General features: G+C 43.1%; 11 protein-coding genes. 4 read left to right on the top strand and 7 right to left on the bottom strand.

The features are described from left to right. Positions 1–176 precede the first annotated feature (176 nt). The gene (locus HMPREF9078_RS01595) at positions 177–3482 is read left to right on the top strand and encodes a SusC/RagA family TonB-linked outer membrane protein (RefSeq protein ID WP_009418969.1); all 3306 of its coding nucleotides are present in this window, start codon (positions 177–179) and stop codon (positions 3480–3482) included. A 147-nt stretch (positions 3483–3629) separates the two neighbouring features. Further along, a complete protein-coding gene (locus tag HMPREF9078_RS01590; RefSeq protein WP_009418967.1) occupies positions 3630–5018 on the top strand; it encodes a RagB/SusD family nutrient uptake outer membrane protein in 1389 nt (462 codons plus the stop codon). Here the strand turns inward: HMPREF9078_RS01590 and HMPREF9078_RS01585 are convergent, their stop codons facing one another. The 7 genes from HMPREF9078_RS01585 to HMPREF9078_RS01555 all read right to left on the bottom strand — a co-directional run bounded on the left by HMPREF9078_RS01585 (position 5019) and on the right by HMPREF9078_RS01555 (position 13375). Beyond that, a complete protein-coding gene (locus tag HMPREF9078_RS01585) occupies positions 5019–6278 on the bottom strand; it encodes a putative DNA modification/repair radical SAM protein (protein WP_009418966.1) in 1260 nt (419 codons plus the stop codon). 72 nt (positions 6279–6350) lie between these two features. Then, complete coding sequence (locus tag HMPREF9078_RS01580; RefSeq protein WP_002674066.1) at positions 6351–7040, bottom strand: HmuY family protein; 690 nt, start codon at positions 7038–7040, stop codon at positions 6351–6353. A 10-nt stretch (positions 7041–7050) separates the two neighbouring features. After that, a complete protein-coding gene (locus tag HMPREF9078_RS01575) occupies positions 7051–9393 on the bottom strand; it encodes a TonB-dependent siderophore receptor (RefSeq protein WP_009418965.1) in 2343 nt (780 codons plus the stop codon). Between the two features lie 4 nt (positions 9394–9397). After that, complete coding sequence (locus tag HMPREF9078_RS01570) at positions 9398–10495, bottom strand: DUF4903 family protein (protein WP_009418964.1); 1098 nt, start codon at positions 10493–10495, stop codon at positions 9398–9400. A gap of 67 nt (positions 10496–10562) precedes the next feature. After that, complete coding sequence (locus tag HMPREF9078_RS01565; RefSeq protein ID WP_009418963.1) at positions 10563–11114, bottom strand: four helix bundle suffix domain-containing protein; 552 nt, start codon at positions 11112–11114, stop codon at positions 10563–10565. 131 nt (positions 11115–11245) lie between these two features. Continuing rightward, a complete protein-coding gene (locus HMPREF9078_RS01560) occupies positions 11246–11806 on the bottom strand; it encodes a calycin-like domain-containing protein (protein WP_009418962.1) in 561 nt (186 codons plus the stop codon). 18 nt (positions 11807–11824) lie between these two features. Beyond that, positions 11825–13375, bottom strand: a complete 1551-nt coding sequence (locus HMPREF9078_RS01555; RefSeq protein ID WP_009418961.1) for a leucine-rich repeat domain-containing protein — start codon at positions 13373–13375, stop codon at positions 11825–11827. Positions 13376–13696: 321 nt separating this feature from the next. On the opposite strand from HMPREF9078_RS01555, the gene HMPREF9078_RS01550 reads away from it, so the two are divergent. Continuing rightward, on the top strand, positions 13697–14581 hold the full coding sequence (locus HMPREF9078_RS01550) for an NAD kinase (RefSeq protein WP_002674060.1): 885 nt from the start codon (positions 13697–13699) through the stop codon (positions 14579–14581). A gap of 8 nt (positions 14582–14589) precedes the next feature. Beyond that, positions 14590–15213: a beta-phosphoglucomutase gene (gene pgmB / locus HMPREF9078_RS01545; RefSeq protein ID WP_009418959.1), complete on the top strand. Its 624-nt coding sequence runs from the start codon at positions 14590–14592 to the stop codon at positions 15211–15213. Positions 15214–15395: the final 182 nt, after the last annotated feature.

The following is a 15395-nucleotide window of genomic DNA, read 5'->3' as shown; positions in this document are numbered from 1 at the left end:
AATTTGGAAATTAGCAAATTTGTGAGAGGAGTTTAGTGGGTGTGTGGTGGTGGAAAAGCGATTGAAAGATAGTTTTTTGACCTGTCGGACTTATGGGAGGAGTGGGACGAGAGAGATGACTTTATTAATGTATATAAAATGTATATAAGAGGTATTGTTTACCAATAAGACTGTTTATGAAAAAATATGTAATAGCGTGGGGGTTCTTCCTCTGCTGTTTTGTGGGCGCTTTCGCCCAAATGATTAGTGTATCGGGCAAAGTAACCGATGTGACAAACCACCCCTTGGAAGGTGCAGCAGTAGTAGTTAAAAACGACAACATACTGTTATCTATGGGAACCCTTACCGATATCAAAGGGGAATTTCGAATTTCTGCAAAAGCAGGAGAAGTGATAAGGATTTCGTACTTAGGTATGAAATCTCGTGAATTTACCGTTTCGGCTGAACAACCCTTCTTAAAAGTACATTTGGAACCGGAGATTATCACTTTAAGTTCTACCGATGTAGTAGCTACGGGCTACCAAAATCTTCACAAAGAGCAAACTACTTCGGCTTATACCAAAATAAGGACAGACCAGCTCAACCGTCAGCTTAATAGAACCGTACAAGAAGCTATTGAGGGACAAATAGCAGGTGTGCGCTTTACAAAAGACCCTTTTACAGGGAAAGAGGTACCTATACTGCGCGGGGTAGGTACTTTTTCGGGCAATGTGGGCTATTCGCCTTTGGTGGTGATTGACGATATCCCTACCGATACGCCATTAGAGGATATCAACCCCAAAGATATCGAGTCGGTAACGGTACTGAAAGACGCTGCTGCGACGGCTATCTACGGGGTGCGCGCTGCTAATGGGGTGATTGTGATTGTCACCAAAAAGGGCTTGCAGAATGGTTTGCGTATCAACGTGCATACCGACCTGTTTTATACTTTCAAACCTAATATGAGCCGTATGCGCTACGCTTCGACATCTGACCTTATTGACCTCGAAACGGCTTTCTACCAAAGCAAATTGGCTGATAGCAATGGCAATGTAGATGACCTTTTTGCTTCCTACGGAGAAATTGGGGGCAGGCAAACAGTGAGGTATTACTCGCCTCTCTTCCAGCTATACCGCGACCAAGCCAAAGGAAAACTCAGCCAGCAAGAGGTGAACAGTACGCTTAACGAGTGGCGCAACCGCGATTACCTTCGGGACTTCAAGCGTTATGTGTGGCAACCTATCATCAGCAAACGCTACAATATAAGCGTAGAAAATGGTAATAACCGCAGTCAGAATTACGCTTCGTTGCAATATGAAGACACCGATGAGCGTATCGTTACCGAAAAGACGCGCGCTCTGAACCTTTATTTAAAAAACACTTACCAGCTCACACCTTGGCTAAAAAGTACCATAGGGGTGAATGGCAGATATACCGCTGTTGATGCCGTGGCTGAACAAGTGCGGAATTTGTATACCGATTACTTAAAGCAACCGCGTTACACTCGGCTATTGGGAACGAATCCGTATGCGGGTTTTAATTTAGTAGCTCCCATAAACGGACATATTTTAGAACAAATTGCGGGCAATGATGCTTTCCGCTCGTATAGCTTCAATTTATTGGAATCGATAGCGCAAGAACATCAAAAACAGTACAACCTCAGTTTGCGTCCGTTTGCAAATCTGCAAGTATCTATTATCAAAGGCTTGCAATACCAAAGCTATTTTCAATATGAGTTAAACACTCATAACAGTGAAACTTTCTTTGGCAAAGACACTTATTATATGCGTTTGCGCCACAACCAATTGGTAAAACAAGACGCTACTACTCAAAAATTCTCTTCTGAACTGCCCGAAGGCGGTTATTACGAACAGGAGAAAGGGCAGACACAGCATTATACCTTCCGTCAGCAGTTGGATTTCAATCGCACTTTTGCGGAGGCACACAATGTGACAGTGCTATTGGGCTTCGAGATGCGTCAGCACTACACCCCGCGCAATACTAAGGAAATGCAATATGGTTACGACGAGCAAACGCTCTCCTTTCCTACCCTGAACTGGAAAGACCTCTACAATCCTGGTGTTACTAGCTATCTCTACGGCAGACAGTCGCTATCGCTGAGCCGTAATCAGCAAAGCGAAACCAAACACCGCTTTATCTCTTTTTATAGCACGTTGGGCTATTCATACCATCAGAAATACAACCTCACAGGGAGTGTGCGCGTAGACCAAGCTGATATGTTTGGGGCAGACCCCAAGTACAAATACCGTCCGCTATGGTCAGTAGGCGGTAGCTGGAATTTGCATCGCGAAGATTTCTTCTATGGTAATGTGGTAAACTTGCTAAAACTGCGCCTTACCTATGGTGTCAGTGGTAATGTAGACCAAACTACTACCCCTTTCTTACGCGGACGTTTGCTTACCGATGTGCGAGGCGCTTACCCTAGCCAACAGTATTTACAGTTCAACGATACCGATTTACCTAACCCTAAATTACGTTGGGAAAAGACTGAAACCACCAATTTAGGTATTGACTTCGGTATGTGGTATTGGCTCTCAGGAAGTATCGACCTTTATCGTCGTTACAGTTCCGACCTGTTGGTACTGACCGAACTCGACCCTACCGTAGGTGCTCAAAGACGACTCATCAATAACGGAGCTTTACTAAACAAAGGAATAGAAGTGAGTTTGAATGCTACACGTGAGTTAGCCAATGATTTGCAACTTACTGTAAGAACTACTTTTGCCTACAACAAAAATACCATTGAGAAAGTGAGTAGCAAGCCTACTAATGCCGTAGAATACGCTCGTAACCCCTTGCGTTATTACAAACAAGGAGACGACTTTAACTCGCTTTATGCCTATCGGTACAAGGAAACCACCAATGGCTACCCTATTTATTTAGACGAAAACGGCAACCCTAATACGACTTTCGACGCCAATGGTGTGCCCACTATTAAAGATATCATAAGCGAAGATGCCCTCGTAAGATTAGGAACGATGAACCCCACCTTTAACGGAGCTCTTAGCTTGCAACTGCGCTATAAGGCTTTTGAGCTCGGTACGATGTTTATATATGCGGGTGGACATAAACTTCGCAAAGACACTTATTCCATCAATCAAGAAAACGAAACCCATCGGGATATTACCCAACGTTGGACAGCTGCGAAACCCACCGATATGCCCCGTATGTCGTTCGACTATCCAGCGACTTTGAGACGCACTGCTAATACGGTGAATATTCTTTGGCAACTCGGCGACAATCACGTGGTAAACGCCGATTATATCAAATGGCGCAATGTGTTATTTTCGTGTTATATTCCTAAAAACATTTGCGAGAAATTGCGCTTACAAGAAGCTAAAATCACCGCTCAGCTCAACAACCTACTCACTTGGTGTGCTGCTGGCGACGATATAGACCCCGAAACCTATCACCTCAACTCTGGAAGACGCGCTCTACCCGTAGCAACAGCTGCGTTTTTCGGTATATCATTTAGTTTTTAGCCATAAATCACAAACTTTGTAAAAGTTCTTAGATTTTGACAAAGTGAAAGTAATATAAAAGCCTAACCCCCGTTCCCCCTTTCCGAAAGAAAGGGGGCAATCCATAAAAGTAACAATATATTGTTAATCAATTACTATTATTTTACAATGAAAAGAATTGCAACCATCATATTCATAGCCCTGTTTTTCAGTGCTTGTGACAAATACACCGACCTCACGCCCAAAGGTGAAAAGATTATCAACACCGCCGAGGAATACTACGATTTGGTAGTACTCCCCACTAAAAACTACCCTCCTTTTAACTTCCGCACTCTGGTAGACGACAATTGGGTGAAGGAGAGTAGTATCATCGGTAAGACACCCGACCTGAACAGCATCAATTTCTATTACGAAGAAAGTGCCCCACGTGCCGATTACATCGAGTCGTCACCCTTTTATAACAATGTATACAGCTATATAGGTAGGTGGAATATGATTATCACTACTGTTGATAATGCCAAAGGTGATGCCTCACTAAAAGCACGTGCCAAAGCCGAAGCGCGCTTGCTAAGAGCTTTTGATTATTTTATGCTGGTAAACGTCTATGCCAAAGGCTACGACCCTACCACAGCAGCTACCGATGGTGGTGTGTGCCTAATGCGTGAATTCGACTTAGAAGCTCACCCTACCAAAGCTACCGTAAAAGAAGTGTACGATTTTATTCAAGAAGATATCGAGGCGGCGTTGCCTCTTTTGCAAGAACACCCTGTGAATGTATATCACCCCTCATTAGCTTTTGGCTATGCCTTGAAAGCCAGAGTGCACCTATTCAGAAGAGAATATCAGCAGGCATTAGTGGCAGCCCAAAAGAGTCTGTCGTACAACAACCAACTGATAGATATGGTAGCTTATGAGGCAAGTCCTACCCCTATCACGGTAGATAAAAACCCCGAAGTGCTCAACTTAGCCTATATGAACGGATATACCGAGATGAACATTTGGTACATCTACCCCGTGAGTCCTGAGTTTTGCAACCTTTTTGATACCGAAAACGATATGCGCTTCAAGCTCTTCTTCAATAAGAACCACCGTTATAACGATAAAGGTTCGGGTACTGCCAACTGGGATATGCTCGCCACTAAGTTCTTCTACCCTACCGTAGGAATGAAAACAGGTGAGATGTACCTTACTTTAGCCGAGTGCAAAGCGCGCTTGGGCAACCTCAGTGGGGCGATGCAAACCGTAAATATCCTCCGTAGCAAACGCATAAAAGGCAATGGTGCGACCCTCGCTACCCCTGCTACTACTGAGGAGACCGTAAAGCTCATCATCGACGAGCGCCGTAGAGAGCTCGCTATGGGCTTTAATCGCTTTTTCGATTTAAAACGATTGAACACCGAGAGTGCTTATGCCAAAACCTTGCAACGCACCTTCCCTCTGGTGAATACCACTGTACCGCAACGCACCTATACCCTGCCTCCCAATTCGCCTATGTACATCGTTCCCTTTCCTAAGGACGTAATGGAGAAGAACCCATCGCTTACACAGAATTATTAATCAAAATAACGACAACTGCTCACCGAAAAGCTCCTTATGCTTGTTGTGGCTATTAGCGATAAGCAAATGGCGAAGTTTGGCGGGCTCCATAGTGCCTGCCAACGGCGTAGCCCCGCTACAAGTAATGAAGTATTTTGCTCTGTTTAAGGTTACCCCTATCTGTTTGAGCGAGTAATACGTGAGCTTCTGAAAAGTACGCGCCGCAAGTATCTTCTGTACCGACCGTACTCCCACCCCTGGAACGCGCAAGAGCATTTCACGCGGAGCCGTGTTCACATCTACGGGGAAAAGATGAGGGTGACGCAATGCCCACGCTAATTTAGGGTCTATCTCCAAATCGAGGAACGGTTGCCGATCATCTAAAATCTCATCAGGAGCAAAGCCGTAGTAACGCATCAGCCAATCGGCTTGGTATAGGCGGTTTTCTCTCACTATGGGCACTTGGCTGTGGATAGACGGTAACCTACTGTCCTGCAATACCGGCACATAACCCGAATAATACACCCGCTTCATTTCAAGCTTGTCATACATATAGCTGGCAACCTTTATAATCTTATGGTCGGTTTCGTCAGTCGCGCCTATAATCATTTGGGTGGTCTGTCCGGCAGGCGCAAACTTAGGCATATGCTTAAACTTCTTCTTTTCAAGCGAATGCATTGCCAACTCGTTTTTCACCTGTTGCATCGGGGTAAGCATCTGCCGGTGGTCTTTCTCTGGCGCAAGCAGTTTCAACCCCTCTTTGGTAGGTATTTCAAGATTAACGGACAGACGGTCGGCATAAAGTCCTGCTTCGTGAATCAGTTCTTCGCTTGCCCCAGGTATTGTTTTTAGGTGAATATAACCGTTAAAGCGCTCTTCTGTCCGCAACTTCTTAGCCACACGCACCAATCGTTCCATCGTAGTATTAGGGTCTTTGAACACTCCCGAACTCAAGAACAGCCCCTCGATGTAATTCCGTCGGTAGAAATTAATAGTAAGGTCTACCACTTCCTGCACACTAAAAGCAGCGCGCTGTATATCGTTACTGCGTCGCGACACACAATAAATACAATCGTAGATACAGTGGTTCGTAAGTAAGATTTTGAGCAAAGAAATACACCTGCCGTCCTCAGTAAACGAGTGGCAGATACCGAAGTTCGCAACGTTGCCCAATTCACCTTTCACCGCCTTACGAGCACTCCCACTACTCGAGCAAGACACATCGTATTTGGCAGCATCAGCAAGGATAGCTAGCTTTTCTTTGATACGTTCAAAATCCATTTAATTTATTTTAGTATAACGAATCACGAGTGCAAATGTACTACTTTCTCTTGAAATACTACACAAACAAACTTACTTCAACTCATCGCAATAAAAACTAATACGCCCCCCTGTGTCGCCTATTTCAATACTCTCGTCATACCAACTCACTATTTGTAACTTAAAATAGCGCAACCCATCGGCAGTGCGGATGATATAAGTGTGAAACGAGGGAGTATAAGAGGGAGGCGGCCCTGAGAATACCAACGCCTTATTGAGTAACGGATTAGCATTGGTTTTGGTTTGTTGGGGGCCTTTATTGGGGTCAAACCAAGGGATACCTGTGATATTATGGGCTACGGTATAGCTTATCCACTCGCGTTGTGACATAGTGATAGATACGTTGTCGGTATCTACTACCCATTGCAGGTCGTGAGGCAGTTGCGAAACACTCGTCCAGCGGTCATACCCCTGAAAGCCCATATCGGCAACTCCTCCGTGTCCGTTGCCACTGGTGCCGCTATTGGTGCGAAGTTTATTACCACAGAATGCTAAATCCCAATCTAATCTATTTTTCTGATTGCCTTCTATAATATCGGCATTCACTTGGTAGGCATTGAATATCTCACCTGTACGGAGGTTATAGTATATCCAATCGTTGGTGACATTATTGATGTACCCCGAACGACGTGGTAGCACTTTGCCTGTAAAAGGCAGAGCCTCATATTTCACACAAGCCGTACTCAACAAAGCTATCAGTATACTATATAAGATTCTTTTCATATTTGCTAATTTAAAAATCGATCTCTACCTGTACAAAAAACCTACGCCCTGCAGTAGCTGGAATGTTGAACATCGTTACGCCAGAGCCCAAGGTTGAAGGTTTATAATCGAAAATATTATTTGCCCCGACGTTCAGCTTGTAATGTTTCAAAAAGCGCTGTTGTACATTTAAGTTGAAGAGTGCGTAAGCAGGCAATTCACAACGGAAATACGCCTCTTTGCTCACAGGGCGCCGTTGCGTACCACCACCGTATAAAGGTACTTCTTCCTGCACCGTGATGCGATCTTGCACATCAAAGGTTTTCTTACCCATCATACTCATCGTCAGGTTTGCCGATAGGTCGTAGTTGTCGCGATACCATTTGTATTCAAGCCCTGCAGTAGCGGCGTGAGGCGAGGTAGTGTTGATGCGCAAGCCTTCTGTTTTACTTACATCTACATACGAATAGGAAGCGTTGAGCGTAAGGGCGGGCACTATCTTCCAGCGGGTGAGCAGGTCAAAGCCTAAGAGCCGTTGCTGGCTGAGGTTCATATACTCGAAGTTATACTGAAACTCGTAGATTTTCCACACCCCCTCTATCTTATCCTGAAACTGATTGATAAAGGCATTTCCCGAAATAAAGAATTTAGGCACCGCATATTCAGCTCCTACCGAAAAGTAATGGTTTTTCTCAGGTTGTAACATCTCATTGCCTATAATTTGAAACATTCCCAAGTGATCCCAATTAAAAAACAACTCTTTAATAGAAGGCGAACGATAGCCTTTGGCGTAATTCAAGCGGTACGAAAGGGCTTCGGTAGGCGAGAATTTTATGGCTACTTTCGGCAGTGCCATCGTACCAAATTGCAAACTGTAATTGGTGCGCAATCCGGCTTCCACTTGCCACTTAGGGCTTATGGTATAGGTGTCCTGAAAGAAGAACTCCCATTCCTTCAACCCTCGTGTGAGCATACGATTGGCTGCAAAGCGGTCGCTGGTGAGGTCGTCTTGAAAATAGTCAATCCCCAAAATGAGGTCGTGCTTTTTGAAGTATTGCGAGGTGAGCGTGAGGCGCGGTTGCATAATCTTAGAGTCATACACCTTTTTATCTACATCACGGCGTTCGTGACGTTTGTAGCGCTCGTAAAAGTCGGTATGGAAAGTGCCGTGTAGTGCGAAATAGTTTTTGAGGCGGTAGGAGAGTTTTAGCCCTCCGGTGAAGTCTTTGGTTTGCGAGAAATAGAGGTCTTGCACCATATCATACGAGTTCATCAAAAAGCCCGTGCCATATAGCTGTACACTTAAGTTTTTGCTGTCGTAATAGAGTTTTTGTGAAGCCGATAGGTGCTCAACCCCCTCAATACCCATTGGCGGACGCAAAAAGGTGGCTTGCACTACAGTATCTTTACTGAGAAACGGATTGGCTTCTTTGGTATACACCTTGCGATCGGGTTCTTTTTGGTAAAGGTAATACGCATCCTGACTGCTGAACCACACATCCGTTTGGGTAGTGAACTTCCCTATCTTAGCCCCTGCCGATACCCAGGATTGCAGGTTGGGCTTATCGGCATTCTTTTCAAACATATAGAGAAAATCGCGCCGCTCAGGGTTGTGGTAATTGCGCTCATTCATCTCGGCGTGTCGCGAACCTACCGTAATAGCAAAAGGCTTATCTGTTTTCTTGGTGATAATGTTGATGACTGCTCCTGCTGCCCTCGAACCGTAGAGGGTAGACGACGCCCCTTTCATCACCTCAATACGTTCCACAGCGTGCAGGTTGAAGCGCTCGTAATCGAGGTTGCCCGCCATTTCACCCGTCATACGCTCGCCGTCCATCAAGAAGAGGATATGGCGCGCATCCAAGCCCTGCATACTTATCTCGTTGCCGAAACCCACCTTCTGGATATTCATCCCAGGGGTTTCCTGCATCAGCGCCTGCTGAATATTGCTATAACCCGCTTTCACTAACTCCTGCCCCGTGATGACCTGCACCACCGTAGGTGTTTCTTTGGTGGGGCGCACGGTAGCACCCGTCGTTCTACCTGTGAGCGTAGTGCCCGCCAATTGGGTAGTTTCCTCATTGAGGTATACCGTGAACTCGTTTTCTGCGTTTAGCGTACCTTTTAGCAGTGTGTAGCCCAGCGACTGCACCGTGTAATGCAACACACCCCCCTTGCGCCTTTTCAGGAGGGCAATGCCATTGTCATCGGCAATACTGTGTTGTAGTTTGTCACTATAAGCAGGCTCGGTATAACTCACCACAGCAGCAACTATAGGCAAGCGGGTACTCTTGTCGAGCACCCGCATACGCACCTGTTGGGCTGAGAGGATTCCTCCTAATAGAAATAGTAAAATGGATATGGTGATTCTCATTAACTTAAGGTCTTATAGCTACTTCTTTGGCATAAATAGTAAGCCCCAATTCTTTGTTAAGGTAAGAGAAGGAGGTTATTTTTTTCTCTACATTCACAATCATTCGCACTTCGCCTTTAGCAGAAGTTTTAAGCGTTTGTGTACCCGTAGCATCCCAAAGGGTAGTGGTTACTTCCACTGCTTTGAGTTTGGTTTTATCGGTATTGCCTTGTCCGTAGATAGCTTCTTCACTTTTAGTAAGCACATCTATAAAACGCGCTTTGCCACTGAAACCCAATTGCAAGTTCACTCCACTCACTGCCGTTTTGGCAAGCGATAGTTGCATACGCCCTGTTACATTGTTAGGCTCTTTACCGTCCCACACAAAGGTGATAGGCAAGGCTACCTCTGTAGTTTTACCCTCGTAGGTGAGCTTAGCCGTAATAGTTTGAGTAGCACCCAAAAGCGTAATAGCTTTCTGGTTGTTATCATTGTAGAATTTAGTCCCTGTGTCTAATTTTGTTTCAGCCAATGCCTCTTCGTAGGCATCGAGTTCTTCTTGAAAGTGAGCTAAGCGAGAGCGGTCAATTTTTTGTTTAAACACCGTGCCCACTACGTTCACCATATTGTACTGGATTAAGAAATACACCTCGTGTGTATCTACGTTGAAGAAGCCCGTAACAATGGTACTCCCTTCTTTAGTGATAGTGGGACCTTGGTAATTGTCAGGTATATAAGGGGTAGTTACGGCAGCTTTATCGTAGAATTTTATCCAATTGCCTACGTATTCCTGTTTGTCCCAATAGCTGAGTTCCATTGCCTCCAAGGAGGCGTGCATTGTTACGGCAAAAGGCATAGTGCCTGGTTGTATTTTTTCGAGGTGCATTTTGAGGCGTTTGCTGGCATCGTCCCAAGTAAAAGTAAATTTGGTAGGTACGCCCGAAGGTAATAATGATCTGTCCGTACCCGCCATTTTTACGTGTTGTCCTAATACCATATCGCCTTTTAGGATATTGATAGCCGTTTGTAGTTTAGGGTCGGTATTTTCAATAGGCTTATTTTGTTCTTCTTTTTTGCAAGCCAAAATAGCAAGCCCTATAAATAATAAAAGTATTTTTTTCATAGTAAGGTTATTTTTTCTGATCAATCCGATTTGTCTGACTTATCAGATTAATCCGATAATTTATGATTTAACTTCCCGCTCTATAGCTTAGCCTTGCATTCCTCATTTGCTCCCTAATGCCTCCTTTTTTCAAGAATATTTCTTGTTGTTTTTCGAGCAATCGGCGGAGCATATAAGTAGCCTGATGAATAAGAGTAATACACAAGTTTGCTATTTCTTCATCACCACACTTATCAAGTAGTGAACAGTATTGTGAGAATATTTGTTCACTACGAGCAAAAGCTCGCATCTTGTTAAAGCGAGGGTGTCCTGCATTCCACTGTGGAATATTGCGCACGCGCAAGTAATCTTCATAGTCTATTAGGAGCTCCTCCAAACTGGCTTTTGCAACATTCGTGAGTTTAATTTGTGTTTCATAAGAAGTACTTGCTGCTTCACTCCCTTCGGCAATATTTTGTTTTCCAGAGCGTGCAGCTTGCACCATTTGGTCAATAGTACGGTCTCCTTTTTCTAGAAAATGCTTGGTAAAGAAGAAAGTAATATCGTAAATAACTTCCGTTACTTGGTAGCAACGCAAGTGCCTATATCCTCCTTTGGTTTTTAGAAAGGAAGTTTCCATAACGTTATTAATAATTATTTAGCTCCTGCAAAGGTAAGATTTTTTTTGATTTACCCCCAATCCTATCAATTCGATAATAAATGCCTAAGGAGAAAGTTAGCGCTTCTCCTTAGGCTTAAAGTTACTACTTTTTAGTAAGTGTCAAAGTGTACAGAAGCTGTGAATTTTTTGAAAATCAAGTATCTTCCGTAACTTTGCAAAGTAAACTCTATTTTGGTATCATTACCACTCTTAAAGAATTTACCATTGATGATGGCAGGATAATTTGTAAGAAGTAATGATACTCCTTTGTTAAAACGCCCTGAAAAAGTTCCATCACTATTTAGGGTAATACCTTCAACATTAATGTATAAGTTGGCAGGCATTTTTCCTACACTAAAACCATCGACAGTTAAGTTAAATTTATTATTACTGTTTTTGGTGATTTTTACCGTTCTATCAGAAACAGAGGCTTTGTTTTCTCCATTCATTTTTACTTGGTTAATTTCTCCTTTGTAATTTCCCACTACACCATCTACAGTAAAGTTAGATGTAACAGAGGCACGTTCGCTAACCACTGCCACTGTATTAGCTTTTTGTGAGTTCCCTCCATTGGCTGGATTATCAGCAATGTTCAACTCTTCTTTTTGGCATCCTACTAATGCCATTCCTGTGATAGCTACAAAAGCTACCGATTTAAAAAAATGATACATATAAAATTGATTTAGTTACTACTTTTTTCTTTTAGCTCTATTAGATTCCGCTAAATCTTTTAAAGTATACCCTTTTGTTTTACGGATAATATTCCTACCACTTTTATTTTCTGTAGCAGTATAGTCATAAAACTCTATATCTTTTGAAAATTCTCCTATTCCTCCAAAAAAGTACAAGCGTTCTTTAGGAAGGTATTTATTGATAAACGCTTTGGTCTCAGCTCTATCAAATATATCTCTGCCTATATCAAAATTTAACTGTCCTGGGAATTCGGGTTCCTCTCCATCTAATTCTTCATATGAAAAGTATTTAATTTCGTTAGGATAAGTGATTTTGGGAACGAGTGGAAGTCCTGCTAATTCTATGATTCCCGCAGCTTCTATTTTACTTATATCTACAGCTGATTTTAGTTTAGGAAGCTCTAAAAGCCCGAAAAGACCAACTACAGTAGGAGTAACAACTCCTTTAGAAAGATTAGGGAATACTATATTCTCTAAGTTAGGACATTTGGAAAAAAATAAATAATCACCTGCAAAACCGTCATACCCTATAGTACCTCTTTTCATTATTTTTGTAGAAGAAACATCTATGTCTTTCACTTCCTTATTACCAATAGAAACTATTTGGGATAAATTTTCTGCCTCTGATAAATCAAGTACAGAAGTGGTCAAATTAATAAGTTTTACACTTGCTGTTTTCTTTGATATTTTTAGCTTAGGTAGGTTGAAATTCTCATTGGCTAATAACCATACTTCTACACTTCCACTAAACAAAGGACTATTTATAATATACTCAACCCCCTCTAAGTTTTTAAGGTTAGCAAATTCAGGCTCATTATAACCTTCTTCACCTTTTAATATTTTTACAGCATTAGCTCTTTCATCTACTTTTATACTCTTGCTAATATCAATCTTATCACCACTAAACACACTTGCAAAATTAGCTTTCAAATATTGCAACAACACAGGGTCAGGCACCTCGCGCAAGGTAGTATATTTCTCAGCAGTACCCTGTGCGTTGAGCATCTGTACATTACTCTTAGGAGCAAGTTTTACGTAGGCAGGCAATACGTCCATATTGTACTTAGCGGTTGCAGGCAATACCAGCTTATCAAAACTGCGAATGAGTTTATAAGGCTCTTGGGCATTGTCGCTATAGTCGGTAGTAGCGAGGTTTTTAAAGTCGTACAGCTCATTACCGCTTAGGTTTACGCTCTTTACCGTTGCAGGCAATGTACCAAAATCGAATGTTTGTGCAAACTTGTTGTTGCTGAGGTTTACCTCACTAAGTGCAGGGAACGCCTCCAAGCCTTTTACATCGGTGAGCTGTTTGCCACTGAGGTTGAGTGAAGTAGTGGTACGCACCTTGTCGTTTACTACAAGGGTATTGCCTTCAAAAGTAAAGCCTTGTTCTTTTAAGGCAGTTACCAAAGCAGGGTTTTCAATAGTTACTTTGCCATTTTCTGGTTTTGGAGGTTCTGGGCTATCGCTTTTCTTGCAAGCACTGCCCAAAGCGATGAACGCTATAGCTATCATCACTTTTACTGAATGTTGGATATAATTTTTCATACGATAAAATGTATTAAATGTGTTTGTTAAAACGAATTGATTTAAAATTTTGGGGACAAAGATACAAATATTATTTAGAATAATAATAAAGAAGTGGTAAAAGATTTATCATTCTTTTATTGACATCCGATAAAGTATAGCATTCGCATATCACAACCTCCGCTATCTTGCTCTTTTCTTTTACCTCACCATTATTCATTATTTCTTTATACAACTTCTACCTACCTATACAACTTGCTCGTTCTCATTCGCTAATTCTCGTATTTGCTAATTCACTAATTATCCCTATCTTTGCCAAAAATTCTTAGTTTTCTGCTTAAAATGAAGATTGCTATTTACATACGTCAGTACTCCGAGGAAAACGAAGCCATTCTCAATGAGCTTTTTACCCTTCTATTGCCCTCCGATAAGGTGTTTATAGAACGCGAAATCCTCAGCGACCTCAACGATCGCTCCGAGCAATTCCTCAAAGCAAAATCTTTTGCTTCCTTCGAAGACCTCAACTCCTCTTACGATGTAATGCTCACTATTGGTGGCGACGGCACATTGCTCAAAGGGGTTACTTATGTACGAAACCTGCAAATCCCCATTCTCGGTATCAATGCAGGACGCTTGGGCTTCTTGGCAAATGCACATAAAGACGACCTGAAAAACGTACTAACACAACTCCGCGAACGAAATTACAAAGTAGTAGAACGCTCCGTTATCGAAGCCGTTTATGCCGATACAGGCGAACCCGTAGCCCCTGTGAACTTCGCTCTGAACGAAATAACCTTTACTCGTAAGGATACCGCCTCTATGATTACTATCGATACTGAACTCAACGGCGATTTCCTCTCCTCCTATTGGGCTGACGGGCTCATCATCTCCACCCCCACAGGCTCCACTGGCTACTCTCTTAGCTGTGGCGGACCTGTAATACTCCCTACCGCCAAAAACTTTGTGATTACCCCCATCGCCCCTCACAACCTCAATGCGCGCCCACTGGTAATCCCCGAAGATACCGAAGTGAAACTCACTGTGTCAGGCAGAGAAAAGAAGTTTTTAATGTCGCTCGACTCACATATCAAGCCCATTGCTAACAAACACTCCATTATAGTCCGTAAAGCTCCCTTTGTCGTGAAAATGATACGCCTCGACGGAGACAGCTTTATAAACACCCTGCGCTATAAACTACTCTGGGGTGAAGACCGACGTAACAAGTAACTAAAAAAATGAAAGGATATATTTTCGACTTAGATGGTGTGCTTGTCGACACCGCAAAATACCACTATATCGCCTGGAAAACCATTGCCAAAGAATTCAATTTCGAGCTCACTCCTCAGCATAACGAACAGCTGAAAGGCATCGGGCGCGAAGTCTCCTTGCACCAAATCCTACAATGGGCAGGCAAAACACTCTCCGAAACCGACTTTACCGATACCGCCTTGCGCAAAAACAAATTGTACTTAGAGCAAATCAGTAGTATCGATAGCTCCGAATTACTCCCTGGTGTGTTAAACTTCTTACAGCTCCTCAAAGCCCATCACAAAAAGATAGCCTTGGGCTCCGCAAGCCGTAATGCGCGTTTAGTGTTGGAACGCACCGGCATTCTCCCCCTATTCGATGCTATTGTCGATGGCACAATGGTAAGCAAAGCCAAACCCGACCCCGAAGTATTCCTCAAAGCCGCCGAAGGTTTAGGGCTTCCCCCTGCTGATTGTTGCGTATTCGAAGACGCTCCCGCAGGCGTACAAGCCGCCAAAAGTGCCGGAATGAAAGTAATAGGAGTCGGCAATCCCGAAGTTCTTAAAGCCGCCGATACCGTAATTCCCAACTTTTTAAATATGAAGATATAAGCACCCAATATAGCTAATAGTTGGAGAAGCCTCTCAGAGTCTCTCCAACTAATTTCCTAATTTTCTAATCCTCTTTTTCTACCACACACCCTCTAAACTCTTCCAACAAATTTACTAATTTCCAAATTTTCTAATTTGCCAATTCCTCTTTCCGTCTCCACATTCCCCCTCTCCTTGGGAGA

This window comes from Capnocytophaga sp. oral taxon 380 str. F0488 (genome assembly GCF_000318255.2).
Lineage (GTDB): Bacteria > Bacteroidota > Bacteroidia > Flavobacteriales > Flavobacteriaceae > Capnocytophaga > Capnocytophaga ochracea.
The sequence above is the reverse complement of the archived record's forward strand: the minus strand, read 5'-3'. Positions and strand labels throughout refer to the sequence as shown.